Origin of the sequence: Jiangella asiatica, from assembly GCF_004349065.1 — a bacterium.
Lineage (GTDB): Bacteria > Actinomycetota > Actinomycetes > Jiangellales > Jiangellaceae > Jiangella > Jiangella asiatica.
On sequence record NZ_SMKZ01000059.1, the window covers coordinates 25,214 to 40,446 of the forward strand.

General features: G+C 71.9%; 18 protein-coding genes and 1 riboswitch. Of the genes, 12 read left to right on the forward strand and 6 right to left on the reverse strand.

Going from position 1 to position 15,233, the window contains the following annotated elements; genetic code table 11:
* Positions 1–12: 12 nt before the first annotated feature.
* Both E1269_RS27345 and E1269_RS27350 read right to left on the reverse strand, forming a co-directional pair.
* On the reverse strand, positions 13–1,254 hold the full coding sequence (locus E1269_RS27345) for an RNA polymerase sigma factor (RefSeq protein ID WP_131900582.1): 1,242 nt from the start codon (positions 1,252–1,254) through the stop codon (positions 13–15).
* Entirely contained in the window at positions 1,251–1,586 is a 336-nt protein-coding gene (locus E1269_RS27350) for a YciI family protein (protein ID WP_131900584.1), read from the reverse strand. Before E1269_RS27350 ends, E1269_RS27345 begins: the two co-directional genes overlap by 4 nt.
* Before the next feature lie 153 nt (positions 1,587–1,739).
* On the opposite strand from E1269_RS27350, the gene rpe reads away from it, so the two are divergent.
* Positions 1,740–2,417, forward strand: coding sequence for a ribulose-phosphate 3-epimerase (gene rpe, locus E1269_RS27355; RefSeq protein ID WP_131900586.1), 678 nt, complete (start codon positions 1,740–1,742; stop codon positions 2,415–2,417).
* 13 nt (positions 2,418–2,430) lie between these two features.
* On the opposite strand, the gene E1269_RS27360 is transcribed toward rpe, so the two are convergent.
* Positions 2,431–2,880: an SgcJ/EcaC family oxidoreductase gene (locus tag E1269_RS27360; protein WP_131900588.1), complete on the reverse strand. Its 450-nt coding sequence runs from the start codon at positions 2,878–2,880 to the stop codon at positions 2,431–2,433.
* Positions 2,881–3,020: 140 nt separating this feature from the next.
* A riboswitch (FMN riboswitch) is annotated at positions 3,021–3,158 on the forward strand.
* Positions 3,159–3,292: 134 nt separating this feature from the next.
* Between E1269_RS27360 and ribD the strand changes: the two genes are divergently transcribed.
* The 10 genes from ribD to E1269_RS27410 all read left to right on the forward strand — a co-directional run bounded on the left by ribD (position 3,293) and on the right by E1269_RS27410 (position 11,681).
* Positions 3,293–4,327 (forward strand): bifunctional diaminohydroxyphosphoribosylaminopyrimidine deaminase/5-amino-6-(5-phosphoribosylamino)uracil reductase RibD, encoded by a 1,035-nt coding sequence (gene ribD / locus E1269_RS27365; protein WP_420810679.1) that lies wholly within the window; start codon positions 3,293–3,295, stop codon positions 4,325–4,327.
* 3 nt (positions 4,328–4,330) lie between these two features.
* Positions 4,331–4,930 carry a riboflavin synthase gene (locus tag E1269_RS27370; protein ID WP_131900592.1) on the forward strand — a complete coding sequence of 200 codons (600 nt, stop codon included), beginning with the start codon at positions 4,331–4,333 and terminating at the stop codon, positions 4,928–4,930.
* Positions 4,927–6,216, forward strand: coding sequence for a bifunctional 3,4-dihydroxy-2-butanone-4-phosphate synthase/GTP cyclohydrolase II (locus tag E1269_RS27375; RefSeq protein ID WP_131900594.1), 1,290 nt, complete (start codon positions 4,927–4,929; stop codon positions 6,214–6,216). Before E1269_RS27370 ends, E1269_RS27375 begins: the two co-directional genes overlap by 4 nt.
* Positions 6,213–6,689, forward strand: a complete 477-nt coding sequence (gene ribH, locus E1269_RS27380; protein WP_131900596.1) for a 6,7-dimethyl-8-ribityllumazine synthase — start codon at positions 6,213–6,215, stop codon at positions 6,687–6,689. Before E1269_RS27375 ends, ribH begins: the two co-directional genes overlap by 4 nt.
* 103 nt (positions 6,690–6,792) lie before the next feature.
* Entirely contained in the window at positions 6,793–7,056 is a 264-nt protein-coding gene (locus E1269_RS27385) for a phosphoribosyl-ATP diphosphatase (protein ID WP_131900598.1), read from the forward strand.
* Positions 7,057–7,070: 14 nt separating this feature from the next.
* Entirely contained in the window at positions 7,071–7,928 is an 858-nt protein-coding gene (gene hisG, locus E1269_RS27390; protein WP_131900600.1) for an ATP phosphoribosyltransferase, read from the forward strand.
* A gap of 142 nt (positions 7,929–8,070) precedes the next feature.
* Positions 8,071–8,595 (forward strand): SigE family RNA polymerase sigma factor, encoded by a 525-nt coding sequence (locus E1269_RS27395; RefSeq protein WP_131900602.1) that lies wholly within the window; start codon positions 8,071–8,073, stop codon positions 8,593–8,595.
* On the forward strand, positions 8,592–9,890 hold the full coding sequence (locus E1269_RS27400; RefSeq protein ID WP_131900604.1) for a hypothetical protein: 1,299 nt from the start codon (positions 8,592–8,594) through the stop codon (positions 9,888–9,890). Before E1269_RS27395 ends, E1269_RS27400 begins: the two co-directional genes overlap by 4 nt.
* Positions 9,891–9,969: 79 nt before the next feature.
* Positions 9,970–10,494, forward strand: a complete 525-nt coding sequence (locus E1269_RS27405; protein WP_131900606.1) for a SigE family RNA polymerase sigma factor — start codon at positions 9,970–9,972, stop codon at positions 10,492–10,494.
* Entirely contained in the window at positions 10,491–11,681 is a 1,191-nt protein-coding gene (locus E1269_RS27410; RefSeq protein WP_131900608.1) for a hypothetical protein, read from the forward strand. Before E1269_RS27405 ends, E1269_RS27410 begins: the two co-directional genes overlap by 4 nt.
* A gap of 11 nt (positions 11,682–11,692) precedes the next feature.
* Here E1269_RS27410 and E1269_RS27415 read toward each other — a convergent pair whose 3' ends face one another.
* From E1269_RS27415 to E1269_RS27425, 3 genes are read right to left on the reverse strand one after another with little or no spacing between them, the layout of a single operon-like run.
* Positions 11,693–12,523 carry an MOSC domain-containing protein gene (locus tag E1269_RS27415; protein ID WP_131900610.1) on the reverse strand — a complete coding sequence of 277 codons (831 nt, stop codon included), beginning with the start codon at positions 12,521–12,523 and terminating at the stop codon, positions 11,693–11,695.
* Positions 12,524–12,532: 9 nt separating this feature from the next.
* A complete protein-coding gene (locus E1269_RS27420; protein WP_131900612.1) occupies positions 12,533–13,156 on the reverse strand; it encodes a nucleoside/nucleotide kinase family protein in 624 nt (207 codons plus the stop codon).
* A 16-nt stretch (positions 13,157–13,172) separates the two neighbouring features.
* A complete protein-coding gene (locus E1269_RS27425; protein WP_131900620.1) occupies positions 13,173–14,360 on the reverse strand; it encodes an amino acid deaminase/aldolase in 1,188 nt (395 codons plus the stop codon).
* 204 nt (positions 14,361–14,564) lie between these two features.
* On the opposite strand from E1269_RS27425, the gene E1269_RS27430 reads away from it, so the two are divergent.
* Entirely contained in the window at positions 14,565–15,074 is a 510-nt protein-coding gene (locus tag E1269_RS27430; protein ID WP_131900614.1) for a SixA phosphatase family protein, read from the forward strand.
* Positions 15,075–15,233 lie beyond the last annotated feature (159 nt).

Genomic DNA, 15,233 nt, shown 5'->3' on the forward strand with positions numbered 1-15,233 from the left:
GCCGAAAAATTCTCAAAGATCGTGCATGCGGCCCGTCAGATAACGGCGCTCGGCCTCGGTCGGCGCCAGGCTGAGCGCCTCCTCGTATGCCAGCTTGGCCTCGGCCATCCGGCCGTCCCGCCGGAGCAGGTCGGCGCGGGTCGCGGGCAGCAGGTGATATCCGTCGAGGCGGCTGGACTCGGCAAGCTCGTCCACCAGCGCGAGTCCGGCAGGAATGCCGTCGGCCATCGCTATCGCCACAGCGCGGTTGAGCTCGACCACCGGGGACGGCGCCAGGCGGCCCAGCTCGCCATAGAGTGCCGCGATCCGGGGCCAGTCGGTGCTTCCCATATCTGGTGCGGTCGCGTGGCAGGCGGCGATGGCTGCCTGCACCTGATACGGCCCAGTTCCCTGCATGGTCAGCGTCTGATCGAGGATCGCCATCCCCTCCTCGATCACGGAACGATCCCACCTGGCCCGGTCCTGATCTTCGAGCGGTACCAATATGCCGTCCTTGGTACGTGTCGCTCGGCGCGCCTCGTTGAGCAACATCAATGCCAACAGGCCACGCGGCTCGGGTTCGTTGGGCAGCAGGCCGATGAGCACCCTGGCAAGGTGGATCGCCTCAGCCGTGAGCGCCCGGCGACCGTCCTGCTGGTCGTAGCCCTCGTTGTAGATCAAATAGAGTACGGCCAGCACCGCGGCTAGTCGCTCGGGGAGCAGCTCGGCGGGTGGAACGCGGTACGGGATACCGGCGTCGGCGATCTTGCGTTTGGCTCGGACCAGCCGTTGCGCCATCGTGGTTTCGGAGGTGAGGAACGCCTTCGCGATCTCCGGAGTGGTCAACCCGGCGAGGGTGCGCAGCGTGAGCGCGATCCTGGCCTCGAACGGAAGCGCCGGGTGGCAGCAGGTGAAGATCAACCGTAGCCGCTCGTCCGGAATCTCTTCCAGATTCGGCTCGTCCGGAGCATCGCGGGCCAACACCGCCAGCTCGCGAAGCTTTGCCTTGCCGGCCATGTCGCGCCGTAGCCGGTCGGTCGCACGGTTGCGTGCGGCCGTAGTGAGCCAGGCGCCCGGCCGGCTCGGTATGCCGTCGCGGCGCCAGGTCGACAGCGCGGCCGCGAACGCGTCCTGGGCGCAATCCTCGGCCAGATCCCAATCACGGGTCATGCCGATCAGGGTCGCGACCACCTGACCCCATTCATCGCGATACGCCGCGTCGACCGCGGCTCGTACCGCATCGTCGGGAGTCGTGGCGTCGTCGGAAGCGGTCATTCCCAAACCGGGCGGATCTCGACGCTCCCGTGCAGGGCATACGGGTGACCTTTGGCGATCTCGATCGCCTCGTCAAGATCGGCGCACTCGATGAATACGACGCCGCCGACGAAGTCCTTGGTCTCCGCGAATGGGCCGTCGGACACCAAGGTTTCACCGTTGCGCACCCGGACCGTCGTCGCGTTGGCGACCGGCCGCAATCGGGCGCCGTACAACTCGGCGCGGCGCCGGTCCAGATCCGCCGACCAAGCCTGGTGTACCGGATCGGCGTTCAATTCGTCCATGCTCGGTGAGATCGACTCGTCATTGCAGATCAACAGGGCGTATCTCATGCGCGAGAGTCTGGCACGCTCACGACACCGCCTGCGAGCTCAACCGAAGGCTCACACCGCCGCGGAGGCGGCCACGGCGCTGAGCGACCTGCCCGTCGGCAGTGTCGGCACCACGACCGATCGCTGAGCGTCATACCGGTAACCTGGGCGGTCGTGGGTATCCAGATCGCGCCGAGCATCCTGTCCGCCGATTTCGCGAACCTCGAGTCCGAGATCGCCCGCATCGGCGACGCGGACCTGGTGCACGTCGACGTCATGGACAACCATTTCGTGCCCAACTTGACGCTGGGCCTGCCGGTCGTCGAGGCGATCCTGGCCAGCACCACCCTGCCGGTCGACTGCCACTTGATGATCGACGACCCGGACCGCTGGGCGCCCGGGTACGCCGAGGCCGGCGCCCACAACGTCACGTTCCATGCCGAGGCGGCCGCCGCGCCGGTGCGGCTGGCCCGCGAGATCCGCCGGCACGGTGCCCGGGCCGGGGTGGCGCTCAAGCCGGCCACCCCGGTCGAGCCGTTCGAGGTGCTGCTGCCCGAGATCGACATGCTGCTGGTCATGACCGTCGAGCCGGGCTTCGGCGGCCAGGGCTTCCTCGACGTCTGCCTGCCGAAGATCCGCCTGGCCCGGGAGATGGTGTCTCGGTCCGGCCTCGACGTCTGGGTCCAGGTCGACGGGGGCGTGTCCGGCGAGACGATCGAGCGCTGCGCAGACGCCGGCGCCGACGTGTTCGTGGCGGGCTCGGCCGTCTACGGAGCCGACGACGCGGCGAAGGCCATCGCGGACCTCCGCCGCCTCGCCGCCGACGCCGCCGACCGGACCGATCCCGCCTGACCGGGGCCGACGTCTACTTCGTGGTGCCGAAGACGGGGCGGTTGGGCGAGACGTCCTCGTCGTCGGGCACGCCCATGTTCTGGCAGGCGGTCAGGAGCCACCGGCCCTCTTCCTTCGCCAGGATCCACAGCGGGGAGCCGACGTCCACTCCGTCGGGGGTCTGGTACACCTGACGCAGCTTGACGGCGGCGACGTCCGCGCGGATGAACAGCAGGTGCTCCAGTTCGAACGTGACCGTCTGGTCCCGCATCCCGCCGGGAAGCACCTGACGGGTGAACTCGGCGATCGCGTCGAGGCCGAACAGGCGCTTCCCGCCGCCCGTGGTCCAGATCGCGTCGGGTCGGAACAGGGCGAGGAACTCGTCGGGGAGCTCGTTGTTCTGGGCGTGTTCGACGGTGGCGATCACCTGCTTGATCGCTTCGGTGTCGGCGGCGGTGGTCGAGGCGTCGATGTCGGTGCTCATGGGCGACAGTCTTGTACCTCAACCAAACTTGAGGTCAAGCCGGACTCATGCGGAACGCCGGCGACGTAGCACTGTCGGCCGTCGTGACCCGGTCCGGGAATGCGTCGCGAGCGGGACCGGTTTACTCTGGACGAGACACAACGCGTGCTCCGGGGTCGGTGAAAGTCCGAACCGGCGGTGACAGTCCGCGACCCGGCCGTCGTCATCACGAGGCGTCCGGTTGACCCGGTGGAACTCCGGGACCGACGGTGAAAGTCCGGATGGGAGGAAGCACGCGCGGCCGTCTCGGCTGGTCGCGCCCTGATGCGCGCCCGGCCGGCTCGGCCGTACGCGGCGCCTGTCCGCGCCTGCCCCGGAGCTCGCTCGAGACGAGCGAGGAGGGGCCGTGGCCACCGAGGCCGAGCTGACGGCGATGCGCCGGGCCGTGGCGCTGGCGGCGCGCGGCGCCCTCACCACGCCCCCCAACCCCGATGTCGGCTGCGTCGTGCTCGACGCGGCCGGCAGAGTCGTCGGCGAGGGCTGGCACGAGCGCCCCGGCGGCCCACACGCCGAGGTCGTCGCCCTGCGATCCGCCGGCGACGCGGCCCGCGGCGGCACCGCGGTGGTCACCCTGGAACCGTGCGACCACACCGGCCGCACCGGGCCGTGTACGAGCGCGCTGATCGAGGCAGGGGTGCGCCGGGTCGTGATCGCCGTGGCCGACCCGAACCCCGTCGCCGCCGGCGGGGCCGCCACACTGCGCGCGCACGGCATCGATGTCGAGCTCGGAGTCCTCCAGGACGACGCCGAGCGCATGAACGCGCGCTGGCTCACCCCGTTCCGCACCCGCCGGCCGTTCGTGGTCTGGAAGTTCGCCGCGACGCTCGACGGCCGCAGTGCCGCCGCGGACGGCACCAGCCGCTGGATCACCGGTGCACAGGCGCGCGCCGACGTCCACCGGCTGCGGGCGTCCGTCGACACCGTCGTCGCCGGGGTCGGCACGGTGGTCGCCGACGACCCCCAGCTCACGGCCCGCCCCGCGGACGAGCACGTGCCACCAGGCCAGCCGCTGCGCGTCGTCGTCGACAGCGACGGCCGCACGCCCGCCACCGCCCGAGTCCGCGACGGCTCCGCACCCACCTGGATCGCCACCGCCGACGAGGTCGGTGCCGGCGCCGACGGCCGGGTCGACCTCGCCAAGCTGCTCAGCATGCTCGACGAGCGCGGCCAGCGGTACGTGCTGCTCGAAGGCGGACCGACGCTCGCCGGCGCGTTCTGGCGGGCCGGGCTGGTCGACCGGGTCGTCGGCTACGTGGCGCCCGCGCTGCTCGGTGCCGGCGACGCCGTGCTGGCCTGCGCCGGCGTCACCACCATCGGCGAAGCCATCCGCCTCGACGTCAGCGACGTCGCCGTCGTCGGCGGCGACATCAGGATCACCGCAACACCGCGAGAACACAGGAAGGCGTGAGGCATGTTCACCGGGATCGTCGAAGAGCTGGGAGAACTGGTCGCTGTCCGAGGCGACGCGGCCGACGGCACGCTCACCGTCCGCGGCCCGAAGGTCGTCAGCGATGCCGTGCACGGCGCGTCCATCGCGGTCGACGGGGTCTGTCTCACCGTCGTCGACGTCGACGGTGACAGGTTCACCGTCGACGTCATGCGCGAGACGTTCGACCGCACCACCCTCGCGAAGCTCTCGACGGGCGACGTCGTGAACCTGGAGCGGGCGGTGAGAGCGTCGGATCGGCTCGGTGGCCACATCGTCCAGGGCCACGTCGACGGCGTCGGCACCGTCGTGTCGCGCGAGCGCGGCCAGCGCTGGGACGTCGTGCGGGTCCAGGCGCCGCCGGGGTTGATGCCCTACATCGCCGAGAAGGGCTCCATCGCCGTCGACGGGGTGTCGCTGACGGTGTCCGCGCTCGGCCCGGACTGGTTCGAGGTGAGCCTGATCCCGACGACGCTGCAGCTCACGACGCTCGGCCGGCGGCAGCCCGGCGACCAGGTCAACCTCGAGGTCGACGTCGTCGCCAAGTACGTCGAACGGCTGCTCGGCGCGGGAGCGACGGCATGAGCGGGCCGACGAGGGACGTGCGGCTGGACACCGTCGAGCGGGCCATCGCCGACGTCGCGGCCGGCAAGGCCGTGGTCGTGGTCGACGACGAGGACCGCGAGAACGAGGGTGACCTGATCTTCGCCGCGGCGCGGGCCACCCCGGAGCTGATGGGGTTCACCATCCGGCACACTTCGGGCGTGATCTGCGTGCCGATGCTCGGCAGCGAGCTGGACCGGCTGAAGCTGCCGCCCATGACGGCGGTGAACGAGGACCGCAAGGGCACGGCCTTCGCGGTCTCCGTCGACGCCCGCCACGGCATCACCACGGGCATCTCCGCCGCCGAGCGGGCACACACGGCGCGCGTACTGGCCGACTCCGCGACCGAGGCGTACGAGCTCAGCCGGCCCGGCCACGTCTTCCCCCTGCGGGCCAGGGAAGGTGGCGTGCTGCGCCGGCCCGGGCACACCGAGGCCGCGGTCGACCTCGCGCGGCTGGCGGCTCTGTCGCCCGCGGGGGTGCTCTGCGAGATCGTCCACGACGACGGCTCGATGATGCGGGCGCCGGCGCTGCGCGAGTTCGCCGACGAGCACGGCCTGGCGATGATCTCCATCGCCGACCTCATCCGGTACCGGCGGCGCACCGAGCGGCAGGTGGAACGGGTCGCCACCACCCGGCTGCCCACCGCCCACGGCACCTTCGCCGCGCACGCCTACCGCGACGTCCTCGACGGCACCGAGCACGTGGCACTGGTGATGGGCGACGTCAGCTCCGAGACCGTCGGCGACGACGCGGTCCTGGTGCGGCTGCACTCGGAGTGCCTGACCGGAGACGCGCTCGGCTCGCTGCGCTGCGACTGCGGCCAGCAGCTGCGCGCGGCCATGGACCTGGTGGCGCGGGCCGGCCGCGGCATCGTCGTCTACCTGCGCGGGCACGAGGGCCGCGGCATCGGGCTGGTGCACAAGCTGCAGGCCTACGAGCTGCAGGACGGCGGGCTGGACACCGTCGACGCCAACGTCGAGCTGGGACTGCCCGCGGACGCCCGCGACTACGGCACCGGCGCGCAGATCCTCGCCGACCTCGGCGTGCGCACCATCTCGCTCATGACGAACAACCCGGCCAAGCTGACCGGCGTCGAGGGCTACGGGCTCAAGCTGGCCGAGCGGGTGCCGCTGCCGGTCTCGGCGAACCCGGAGAACCTGCGCTACCTGACCACCAAGCGGGACCGGATGGGACACGACCTCGGCGACCTGTCGGGGCCGGACGAGACCGGCGACGCCGGTGACGCGGAAGGGAACCTGGCATGAGCGGTGAGGGCGCGCCGGAGCTGCGCGTGGAGAACGTGGGCGACCTCCGGGTCGCGGTCGTGGCCGCGCTGTGGCATCAGACGGTCATGGACGGGCTGGTCGCCGGTGCTCGCCGGGCTCTGGAGGAGGCCGAGGTCCGCGACGCGCTCGTGCTTCGCGTACCGGGGTCGTTCGAGCTGCCGGTCGCGGCGGCCCGGCTGGCCCGGGCCGGATACGACGCCGTCGTCGCCCTGGGGGTGGTCGTGCGCGGTGAGACGCCGCACTTCGACTACGTCTGCCAGGCCGCCACCGACGGCCTGACCCGGGTCACCGTCGACACCGGGGTCCCCGTCGGATTCGGCGTGCTGACCTGCGACGACGAGGAGCAGGCGCTCGCTCGTGCCGGCCTGCCGGGGTCCAAGGAGGACAAGGGCTACGAGGCGACCCAAGCCGCGCTGGCCACCGTCGTGGCGCTGCGCGACAGCTACGCCTGAGCGTCTCGCGCACCGCTGGGCGGCGTCCAGATGGCGGGCCGGCGTGTCCGGCCCGTGAACATCGTGCGCGGCGCGGCGGCGCGTTTCCGTACCCTTGTGCGACGTGAAGAGTTTCGAGGACCTGTGGGTCGAGCTGTCCGCCAAGGTGGAGTCCGGTGACCCCGGCTCCGGCACGGTCGAGGCGGTCCGCCATGGCGTCCATCACGTCGGGAAGAAGGTCGTGGAGGAAGCCGCCGAAGCCTGGATGGCGGCCGAGCACGAAAGTGCCGAGCGGGCCGCCGAGGAGATCTCGCAGCTGCTCTACCACGTCCAGGTCCTGATGTTGGCACGCGGCGTCACCCTCGACGCCGTGTACGAGAAGCTCTGAGAGGCGTCACTCCCATGTCCACGACCCTGCGCATCGCCGTGCCCAACAAGGGCTCGCTGGCCGGGCCGGCCGCCGAGATGCTGCGCGAGGCGGGCTACCGCCAGCGCACGAACGGCGCCCGCGACCTCGTCCTGCGCGATCCCGACAACAACGTCGAGTTCTTCTACCTGCGTCCCCGCGACATCGCCGTCTACGTCGGCTCCGGCACCGTCGATGTCGGCGTCACCGGTCGCGACCTGCTGCTGGACTCCGGGTCGCCGGCCGAGGAGGTGCTGGCGCTCGGCTTCGGCGGGTCGACGTTCCACTTCGCCGCCCGCCCCGGTACCGCCGAGAAGGTGTCCGACTTCGCCGGCCTGCGCGTCGCCACGTCGTACGCCGGACTGCTCGAGACCTACCTGGCCGAGCGCGGCGTCGACGCCGCGGTGATCCGGCTGGACGGCGCGGTCGAGACCGCCGTTCAGCTCGGTGTCGCCGACGTCATCGCCGACGTCGTCGAGACCGGGACGACGCTGCGGCAGGCCGGCCTGGAGATCGTCGGCGAGCCGATCCTGAAGTCCGAGGCGGTGCTGGTGGCCCGCGCCGACGGCGCTCGCCCGCCTGCCGTCGAGCTGCTGCTGCGCCGGCTGAACGGCGTCATGGTCGCGCGCGAGTACGTAATGATGGACTACGACATCCGCGCCGAGCGGGTCGAGGAGGCCAGCGCGCTCACCCCCGGCCTGGAGTCGCCGACGGTGTCGCCGCTGCACCGCGAGGGCTGGGTGGCCGTGCGGGCCATGGTGCCGCGCGCGGAGGCCCAGCGCGTCATGGACGACCTGTGGGCCATCGGCGCCCGCGCCATTCTCGTCACCGACATCCTCGCCTGCCGCATCTGACGGTCTGCTCCCCGTGATCATCAACGGTTGGCGACGCCATGGCGTCGCCAACCGTTGATGATCACGGGGTCTCTCGCGCATGCAACCCGGAACCGGCCGCCGTCCGTCACTATGGTGAGGTCGGTTGGGGGAGGGCGGGTAGATGCTTGCCATCGACGAGGCGTCGTATCGCGAGTTCGTCACGGTGCGCCGCCGTGCGCTGCTGCGCACGGCGTACCTGCTGACGGGCGACTGGCACGCCGCCGAGGACGTCGTGCAGGAGACGCTGGCCAAGCTCTACGTCTCGTGGCGGCGGGTGCGCCGGCGCGAGGAAGCCATCGGCTACGCCCGCAGGACCCTGCTCACCACCTACATCGACAGCACCCGCCGGCCGTGGCGGCGCGAACATACCGTCGACGCCCTGCCTGACCTGGTCGGCGCCGGCGACCCGGCCGACCTCGGCGCGCCCGACACCCGCCACCGGCTCATGGCCGCGCTGGCCCGGGTGCCCGCACGGCAACGGGCGGTGGTGGTGCTGCGGTTCTGGGAGGACCTCTCCGTCGAGCAGGTCGCGGAGCTGCTGAGCTGCAGCTCCGGCAACGTCAAGAGCCAGACGGCGCGCGGCTTGGAACGGCTGCGCGAGCTGCTGGGCGCCGACGACCTCATGGCACTGAGGGATGCGGTATGACCGACGCGAAGCTGAAGGAACTGTTCACGCAGGCACTCGCCGACGAGCCTCGCGCGCTGCCCGCCGTGGACGACGACATCGCCCGCGGTCGTGCTCTGCGCTCCCGGCGCCGGCGCACCCGCATCGGCGGGGGAGTGGCACTGCTCGCCGTCGTGGGCGCTGGCGTCCTGGTGGTGCCCGGCCTCCTGCCCGACGGCGACGGCGCGCCCGCGGCGTCCGACCCCAGCAACCAGGTGTGGCCCTACGAGACGCCCGCCAAGATTCAGGAGCAGCGGACCAGCGGCCTACTCGAGGAGCTGGCGCAGGCCGAGTCCGGTGGCGACGAGACCGCCGAGGTCTTCACCGACTCCGCGGTCAGCGTGGGATCGGTCATCGAGCAGGAGCTGTGGGCGGCGGTCGAACCGGTCCTGCCCGACGACCTGGTGCTCGAGAGCTCCATCATCGCCCAGGGCGGGATCGGCACCGAACACGCTCTCAACTTCGCGGCCGTGCGCGGGGACACGACCTTCTCCATCGACATCGTCCTCCAGGAGTCCCGGCCGGACCTGCCGGAGTTCCAGCCGTGCCGCGAGCCGGCGGAGATTCCCGACGGCGTCGCGCAGTGGGCCCCGTGCCAGCAGGGTTACGACGACCAAGATCGCTGGCGCATCGTCGGCCAGGCCGGCGATCACACGGGTGTCGCCGTCGCCGAGGGAGGCACTGCCGCCGCTATGGTCGAATGGAGCTCGACGATCCACGACGTCGGCACCGCCACGGACACTGTCGGCGACTTCGCGGACACGCTGACCTTCGAGGAAGCGAACGCCCTGGCCGAGGCGGCCTGGTCGGTGGGTGCCGAGCACGACGAAGCCGAGCTGGTCAGCGGATGGGACATGGCGGCGGCGGCCCGGGATGCCTGGCCGCGGATCAAGTCGGCCGTCGAGCACGGCCTGGGTCTGGGACCGCTGGCTCAGACCGGTTTCTACACAAGCGACCCGTCGACGATCGTCGCCCAGTTCCGCACCGTCGACGATGTCCGGATCGACCTGGCGATCTGGCAGGACGACCGGTTCTACGAGAACCTCTGCACCGCCTCCGCTTCGGGGGTGTGCGAGTCATGGGTCGGGAGCGTGTCCTACTTCCAGCAGATGAACGACGACGAGGCGGCGATGATCGGTGGCGGGGGGCTGGGCCTCGGTCACTACGACCTCATCGTGGGGACGGGCGCGACCCTCGACCCCGATCGCCACCTACCCATCGGGGACGCCATTCCCCAGCATCGTGTGCCCGCAGTTCCGGCGTCGAACGAGGATTGACGCCGGCCAGGCCGTGCAACCGGACAGCCAGGGCACTCCGTGGACGGGGTGAGAACCTGGTGACCGGTGGAGGGCTGACATGCTGGCGAACGACGAGGCGTCGTTCCGCGAGTTCGTCGACGCCCGCAGCACCCGGCTGCTGCGCACGGCGTTCCTGCTGACCGGCGACTGGCACCTGGCCGAGGATCTCGTCCAGGAGACGCTGGTCAAGCTCTATGTCGTGTGGCGGCGGGTCACGCGGCGCGACGACAACGAGCCCTACGCCCGCAAGACGCTCGTCAACACCTACATCGACAGCACTCGCCGGCCGTGGCGGCGCGAGCACGCCGTCGAGGCCGTCCCGGACCGGATCGGTACCGGCGATCCGGCTGACCGCGGTGACCCCGGGACGCGGGACCGGCTGCTCGCGGCGCTGGCCGGGGTGCCGCCCCGGCAGCGGGCGGTTCTGGTGCTGCGATTCTGGGAGGACCTCTCGGTCAACCAGGTCGCCGAGCTGCTCGGCTGCAGCTCCGGCAACGTCAAGAGCCAGACTGTGCGCGGCCTGGAACGGCTGCGCCAGGTCCTCGGCCCGCAGGTACTCGCGACTCTGGAGGAGCAGCGATGACCGACCCGGTGTTGAAGGGGTTGTTCAGGACGGCTCTGTCCGACGACCCGGTGCCCGAGGTGTCAGCGGACGAGATCATCGCCCGCGGGCGGGCGCGTCGTCGGCGCAACCGTCGTGGATGGACCGCTGCTGGAGGTGCACTGGCCGTGGCGGCCACGGCAGCCGCTGTTCTGGTGGCGTCGTACCTGCCCGGTCCGGTCGACGGCCAAGTGGCCCGGCCCCCGGCCGATCCGCGTCCGGACGCGAGCGTGGATCCGTCCGTGAACGCCGACCCACTCCGTGCCGAGCTGTGGGAGGCGGTGGCCGGCGCACTCCCAGAGGAAGCCGACGACATCGCCGTGACCGCGCACCCGGGTGAGTTGGGGCTGCAGCTGAACCTCACGGTGTTCGGTCAGCTGGTGGTCATGGAGGTCTTCCTGCAGGAGGCACGGCCCGACCTGGAGCCGCTTGACTGCGACCAACTGCGGTCCGTCCCATCGGTGGAGGAAGGCTCGTGCGAGGACGGACGTGACTCCGAGGACCGCTGGCGCGTGTCGTTCGACGGGCTGCACCAGTTCACCCTCCTCGAGGGAGGGTCGGCCGCGTCGGGTGTGACCTGGGACGTGATGCCGGCGCCCGACACGATAACCGAGCCGGCCGTCGCGGAATCGGCGGGCGATCCAACGGAGCCGGCCTTCACCAGCGAGCAGGCGGACGCCGTGGCGGACGCCGCCTGGTCTGTCGGCGCACAGCACCCTTCCGAGGAGCTGATCCGAGGCGTCGACCTGGAGGCCACCGCCGCCAACTGGTCGGTCGCCCGGGCGACCCTGGAGGCAGACATCGGCCGGGGACCGCTCACCTACGTGGGTCCCGGCGGCACCGAACCCGCCGTGGAGATCACCGACCCGGAGCACCAGGTCGGGACCGTGTCGGCCACCTACCGTGCCGAGGACGGCACCGAGGTCGAGCTCGTAATCCGCCAGGTGCCGCGCTTCTACGACGAAATCTGCTACGAGGAGATCGCGGTATGCGACCGGCTCACCAACTTGTCCTACGCGACCGGCGACCCGGTGATCGACGAGTCGCGGACCGGGAGGCTGGCGGTCGGCCAACGCTCGGCAGCCTGGCTGTACGTCACCGCGCCTGACGTGCTGGCGATCGAACTCTGGTCAGCGGTGTCCAACGCGGAGGTGTGGATCGGCGAGTGACCGGGTGCCGATCAGCCGGCGAGCAGCTCGACCTCGTCGCCGACACGGATGACGCCGGTGCCGTCGGGGACGAGGTTGAGGCCGAACCAGACCTTGCCGTCCCAGCGCCGGTGCCGGGCCAGGGTGCGCAGCGGCTCCTTGCCCTTGGTCAGTGAGTCGGGGTCGATCGTCGTCAGCACACACCGGTCGCACAGCTTGGCCGCACGGAACGGCACGTCGCCGACGCGCAGCCGCTGCCAGGTGTCCTCCGCGAACGGCTCGGACCCGTCGACCACCACGCTCGGGCGGAACCGGCGCATCGGCAGCGGCTGGTCGGGCGGTGCCTCGCCGCGCAGCAGTGCCTCCTCGACGACCCAGTCGTTGAGCTGCCGCAGCGACGCCGTCGTGGCCATCAGCAGCGGGAAAGCGTCGGCGAAGCTGACGCGGTCGGCCGGAAGGCCGTACCGCGGGTCGACGGGCCGGCGGCCGGGGTCGTCGAGCCACACCAGCCGCACGTCGCGCTCGACCAGGCCGGACAGCCAGGCATCGGCCTCGGGGCTGGGATGCACCGCGTCCAGCTTCGACCGCCACACCTGGACCGGGACGAGCTCGTCGCAGCCGGCCGCGTCCACCGTCAGGTCGTCGGCGTGCGGGTCGGACAGCAGCACCCGGCCGGTGCCCAGCGCCGTTGCCGTCACCGACAGCAGGGCCGGCACGATGCGAGCGGTGACGACGTAGCCGTCGGCGTCGACGACCATCCAGCGCCGGTCGTGCGCGAGGCCCCACGGCTCGACGACGGCCTCGTCCACGGGGCGCAGCCGGGTGGACTTGACGGGGAAGAGGTTCAGCTCGGCGACGCGCACCCGTCAACGCTAGCCCAGGCCCGAGTCCGCGTGCGCCGGCGTATCGGCCACCACGACCTCGAGCTCCGGATCGTGGGGGAGCCGGGACGCGGTCTCCAGCCGCAGGTCGGCCCGGTCGCGGGTGCGCTCGGCGGCGAACAGTGCGTCCTCCTGGCGGGCCCAGCGCTCCCAGTGCGGCCCGAAGCCGTCGCCGTCGCGGGCGATGCCGCGGTCCTTGCGCACGTCGTGCGGCGCCTCCACCCAGATGATCAGCGCCAGGGCAGCCGCTGCGCGGGTGGGCGCGCTGCCGCAGCCTTCGACGAGGACCACCGGGGCCGGCGGGACGTCGACCCACTCCGCGTAGGCGTCGCCGTACCAGTCCCAGCGCCGGTACCGCGCCGGGCGGCCCGCCGCCAGCGGCAGCAGCACCTGGTCGGCGACGGCGTCGGATCCGGCCGCGAGCCCGTCCCAGCCGGGGTAGAGGTCGTCCAGGTGCACCACCGGGGCGTCGTCCAGCCGCGTCGACAGCCGCGCCGCCAGCGTCGTCTTGCCCGAGCCGGCCGGTCCGTCGATGGCCACCACCGTCGTCGGCCCGCGCCGCGGCGGCGTCGCCCGGATGCGGCCGGCCACGGCGTCCAGCGTCACCACGCGCACGGTTCGAGGGTATGGCTCAGAGGAACGTCTTGCCGTCGCCGCGGTAGGTGGCGACGGTGTCGACCAGCCGCTCGCCGCGCACCAGGTAGTAGGAGTCGAACCGCTCGGACAGCTCGCCGGCCTTGCCGTGGCGGAACCAGACGCGGTCGCCGATGGCGAGGTCGTCGGCGGGGGAACCAAGCAGCGGCGTCTGCGCCTCGCCGGCGCCCTCGGAGCGGTCCAGCGTCAGGCCCTCCGGCAGCCACGGCACCGGCAGGCGGTCTTCGCCGGCCGCGCCGCTGGCGATGTAGCCGCCGCCGGCGACCGTGACGATGCCCGGCCCCGGCCGGCGCACCACCGGAACCGCGAAGAACGCGGCCGGCCGCGGCGAGAAGCTCGTATAGCCGTCGAACAGCCGCGGCGCCAGCAGCCCGGACCCGGCGGTGACCTCGGTGATGGACAGGTCGGAGACGGTTCGCTCGATGGAGCCGCTGCCGCCGCCATTGACGAACTCCAGGTCGGCGACCTTGCGGACGGCCTCGACCGCGGCGATGCGCCGCTCGGTCAGCTCCGACCACGAGCGGCGCTGCATGGACCGGATCAGCCGGCCCCGCCAGGCGTGCCCGGGCGGCGCGTCCTGGACGCCGGCGATCTGCGACTCGTACCCCAGGAGCCCCACCAGCCGGAACCCCGGCCGCGAATCCACCACCTGCGCCAACCGCACGATGTCGTCGACGCTGTGCAGCGGGGAGCGCTTCGCGCCGACCCGGACCCGCCCTCCGGCCGGCCGCCAGGACAGGTCCAGCTCGAGACAGACCCGCACCTCCGCGCGGCCGTCGGTCGGCGCCACCGCGTCGACCAGGTCGAGCTGCGCGACGTCGTCGACCATCAGCGTCACGGCCTCGGCCAGCTCCTCGTCGCCGGCCAGCCGGGACAGCCCGCGCCGGTCGGCACTGGGGTACCCGACGACGACGTCCCGGCTCAGCTCGGTGCCAGCCAGCCACAACGCCTCGGCCAGCGTCAGCGCGAGAACGCCGTCGTAGCCGTCGCGGGCCAGCACGTCGCGCAGCAGCGACCGGCTGCGCAGCGACTTGCTGGCGACCCGGATCGGCTTGCCGGCGGCCCGGCGCACCAGGTCGGCGGCGTTGACCTCCCAAGCGTCAATGTCGATGGCGGCGAGTGGAGCCTCGAAGCCGGCCGTAGCGGTGTTGAGCCGGTGGCGCAGGTCAGCCCGGGAGCTCGCCGGCGGCGGCGCGGGCGTGGACTCCGTCGGCGGGGGCGGTAGGTCTGGCACGGTGGCTTCAGGCACGGTGATCTCCACAGCGAATCCTTACCAGATCAGGGCGATCGTGGCCATGGGGGCAACGCCGACAATCGGCGGGTGAACCCCATCCTGCCGCAGGTTACTGGAGCCCTTAGTCTGACGTAGATGGCGAGGACCCTGGTATTGATCCGGCACGCCAAGGCGGCGTCGCCCGGCGGGCTGCCCGACCACGAGCGTCCCCTGGCCGGTCAGGGCCGTCGCGACGCACCCGTGGCCGGCCGATGGCTGCGGTCGCAAGGCGTGTCGCCGCAGGTCGCGATCGTGTCCGGGGCGGTGCGCACCCGTCAGACGTATCGGCTGCTGGCCGCCGAGCTGGCCGACCCGCCGGAGCCGGTCGTCACCGACGACGTCTACTACGCCGGCGCCGGCGACCTGCTCGAGCTCGTGCGCGCGCTACCGGTCGAGGCCTCGAGTGCGATGGTCGTGGCGCACAATCCGGGCATCGGCATGCTGGCCGGCGCCCTCGACGACGGCACGTCGCAGGTTCCCGCCGGCGATCGCCCGCGCGGCGGCTTCCCGACCTCGTCGGTCGCGGTCTTCTCCGTCGACGGCGACTGGGCGGCGGTCGACCCCGGTGCGGCCCGCCTCGTCGCCTTCACCGTCGCCCGCGGCTGACCTGCCACCGTCGGCCTCGCTGGTCCCGCCGTCGCGCCAGGCCTCCAGCCGTCTCATCACCAGGCCTGCCCGACCCTCATGAGGCTTGCAAGCATGGTGCGACACGAGATTTCGTGCTGAACGTGATCATTTCGGGACCACTGGGGGAGTCAGCGGACG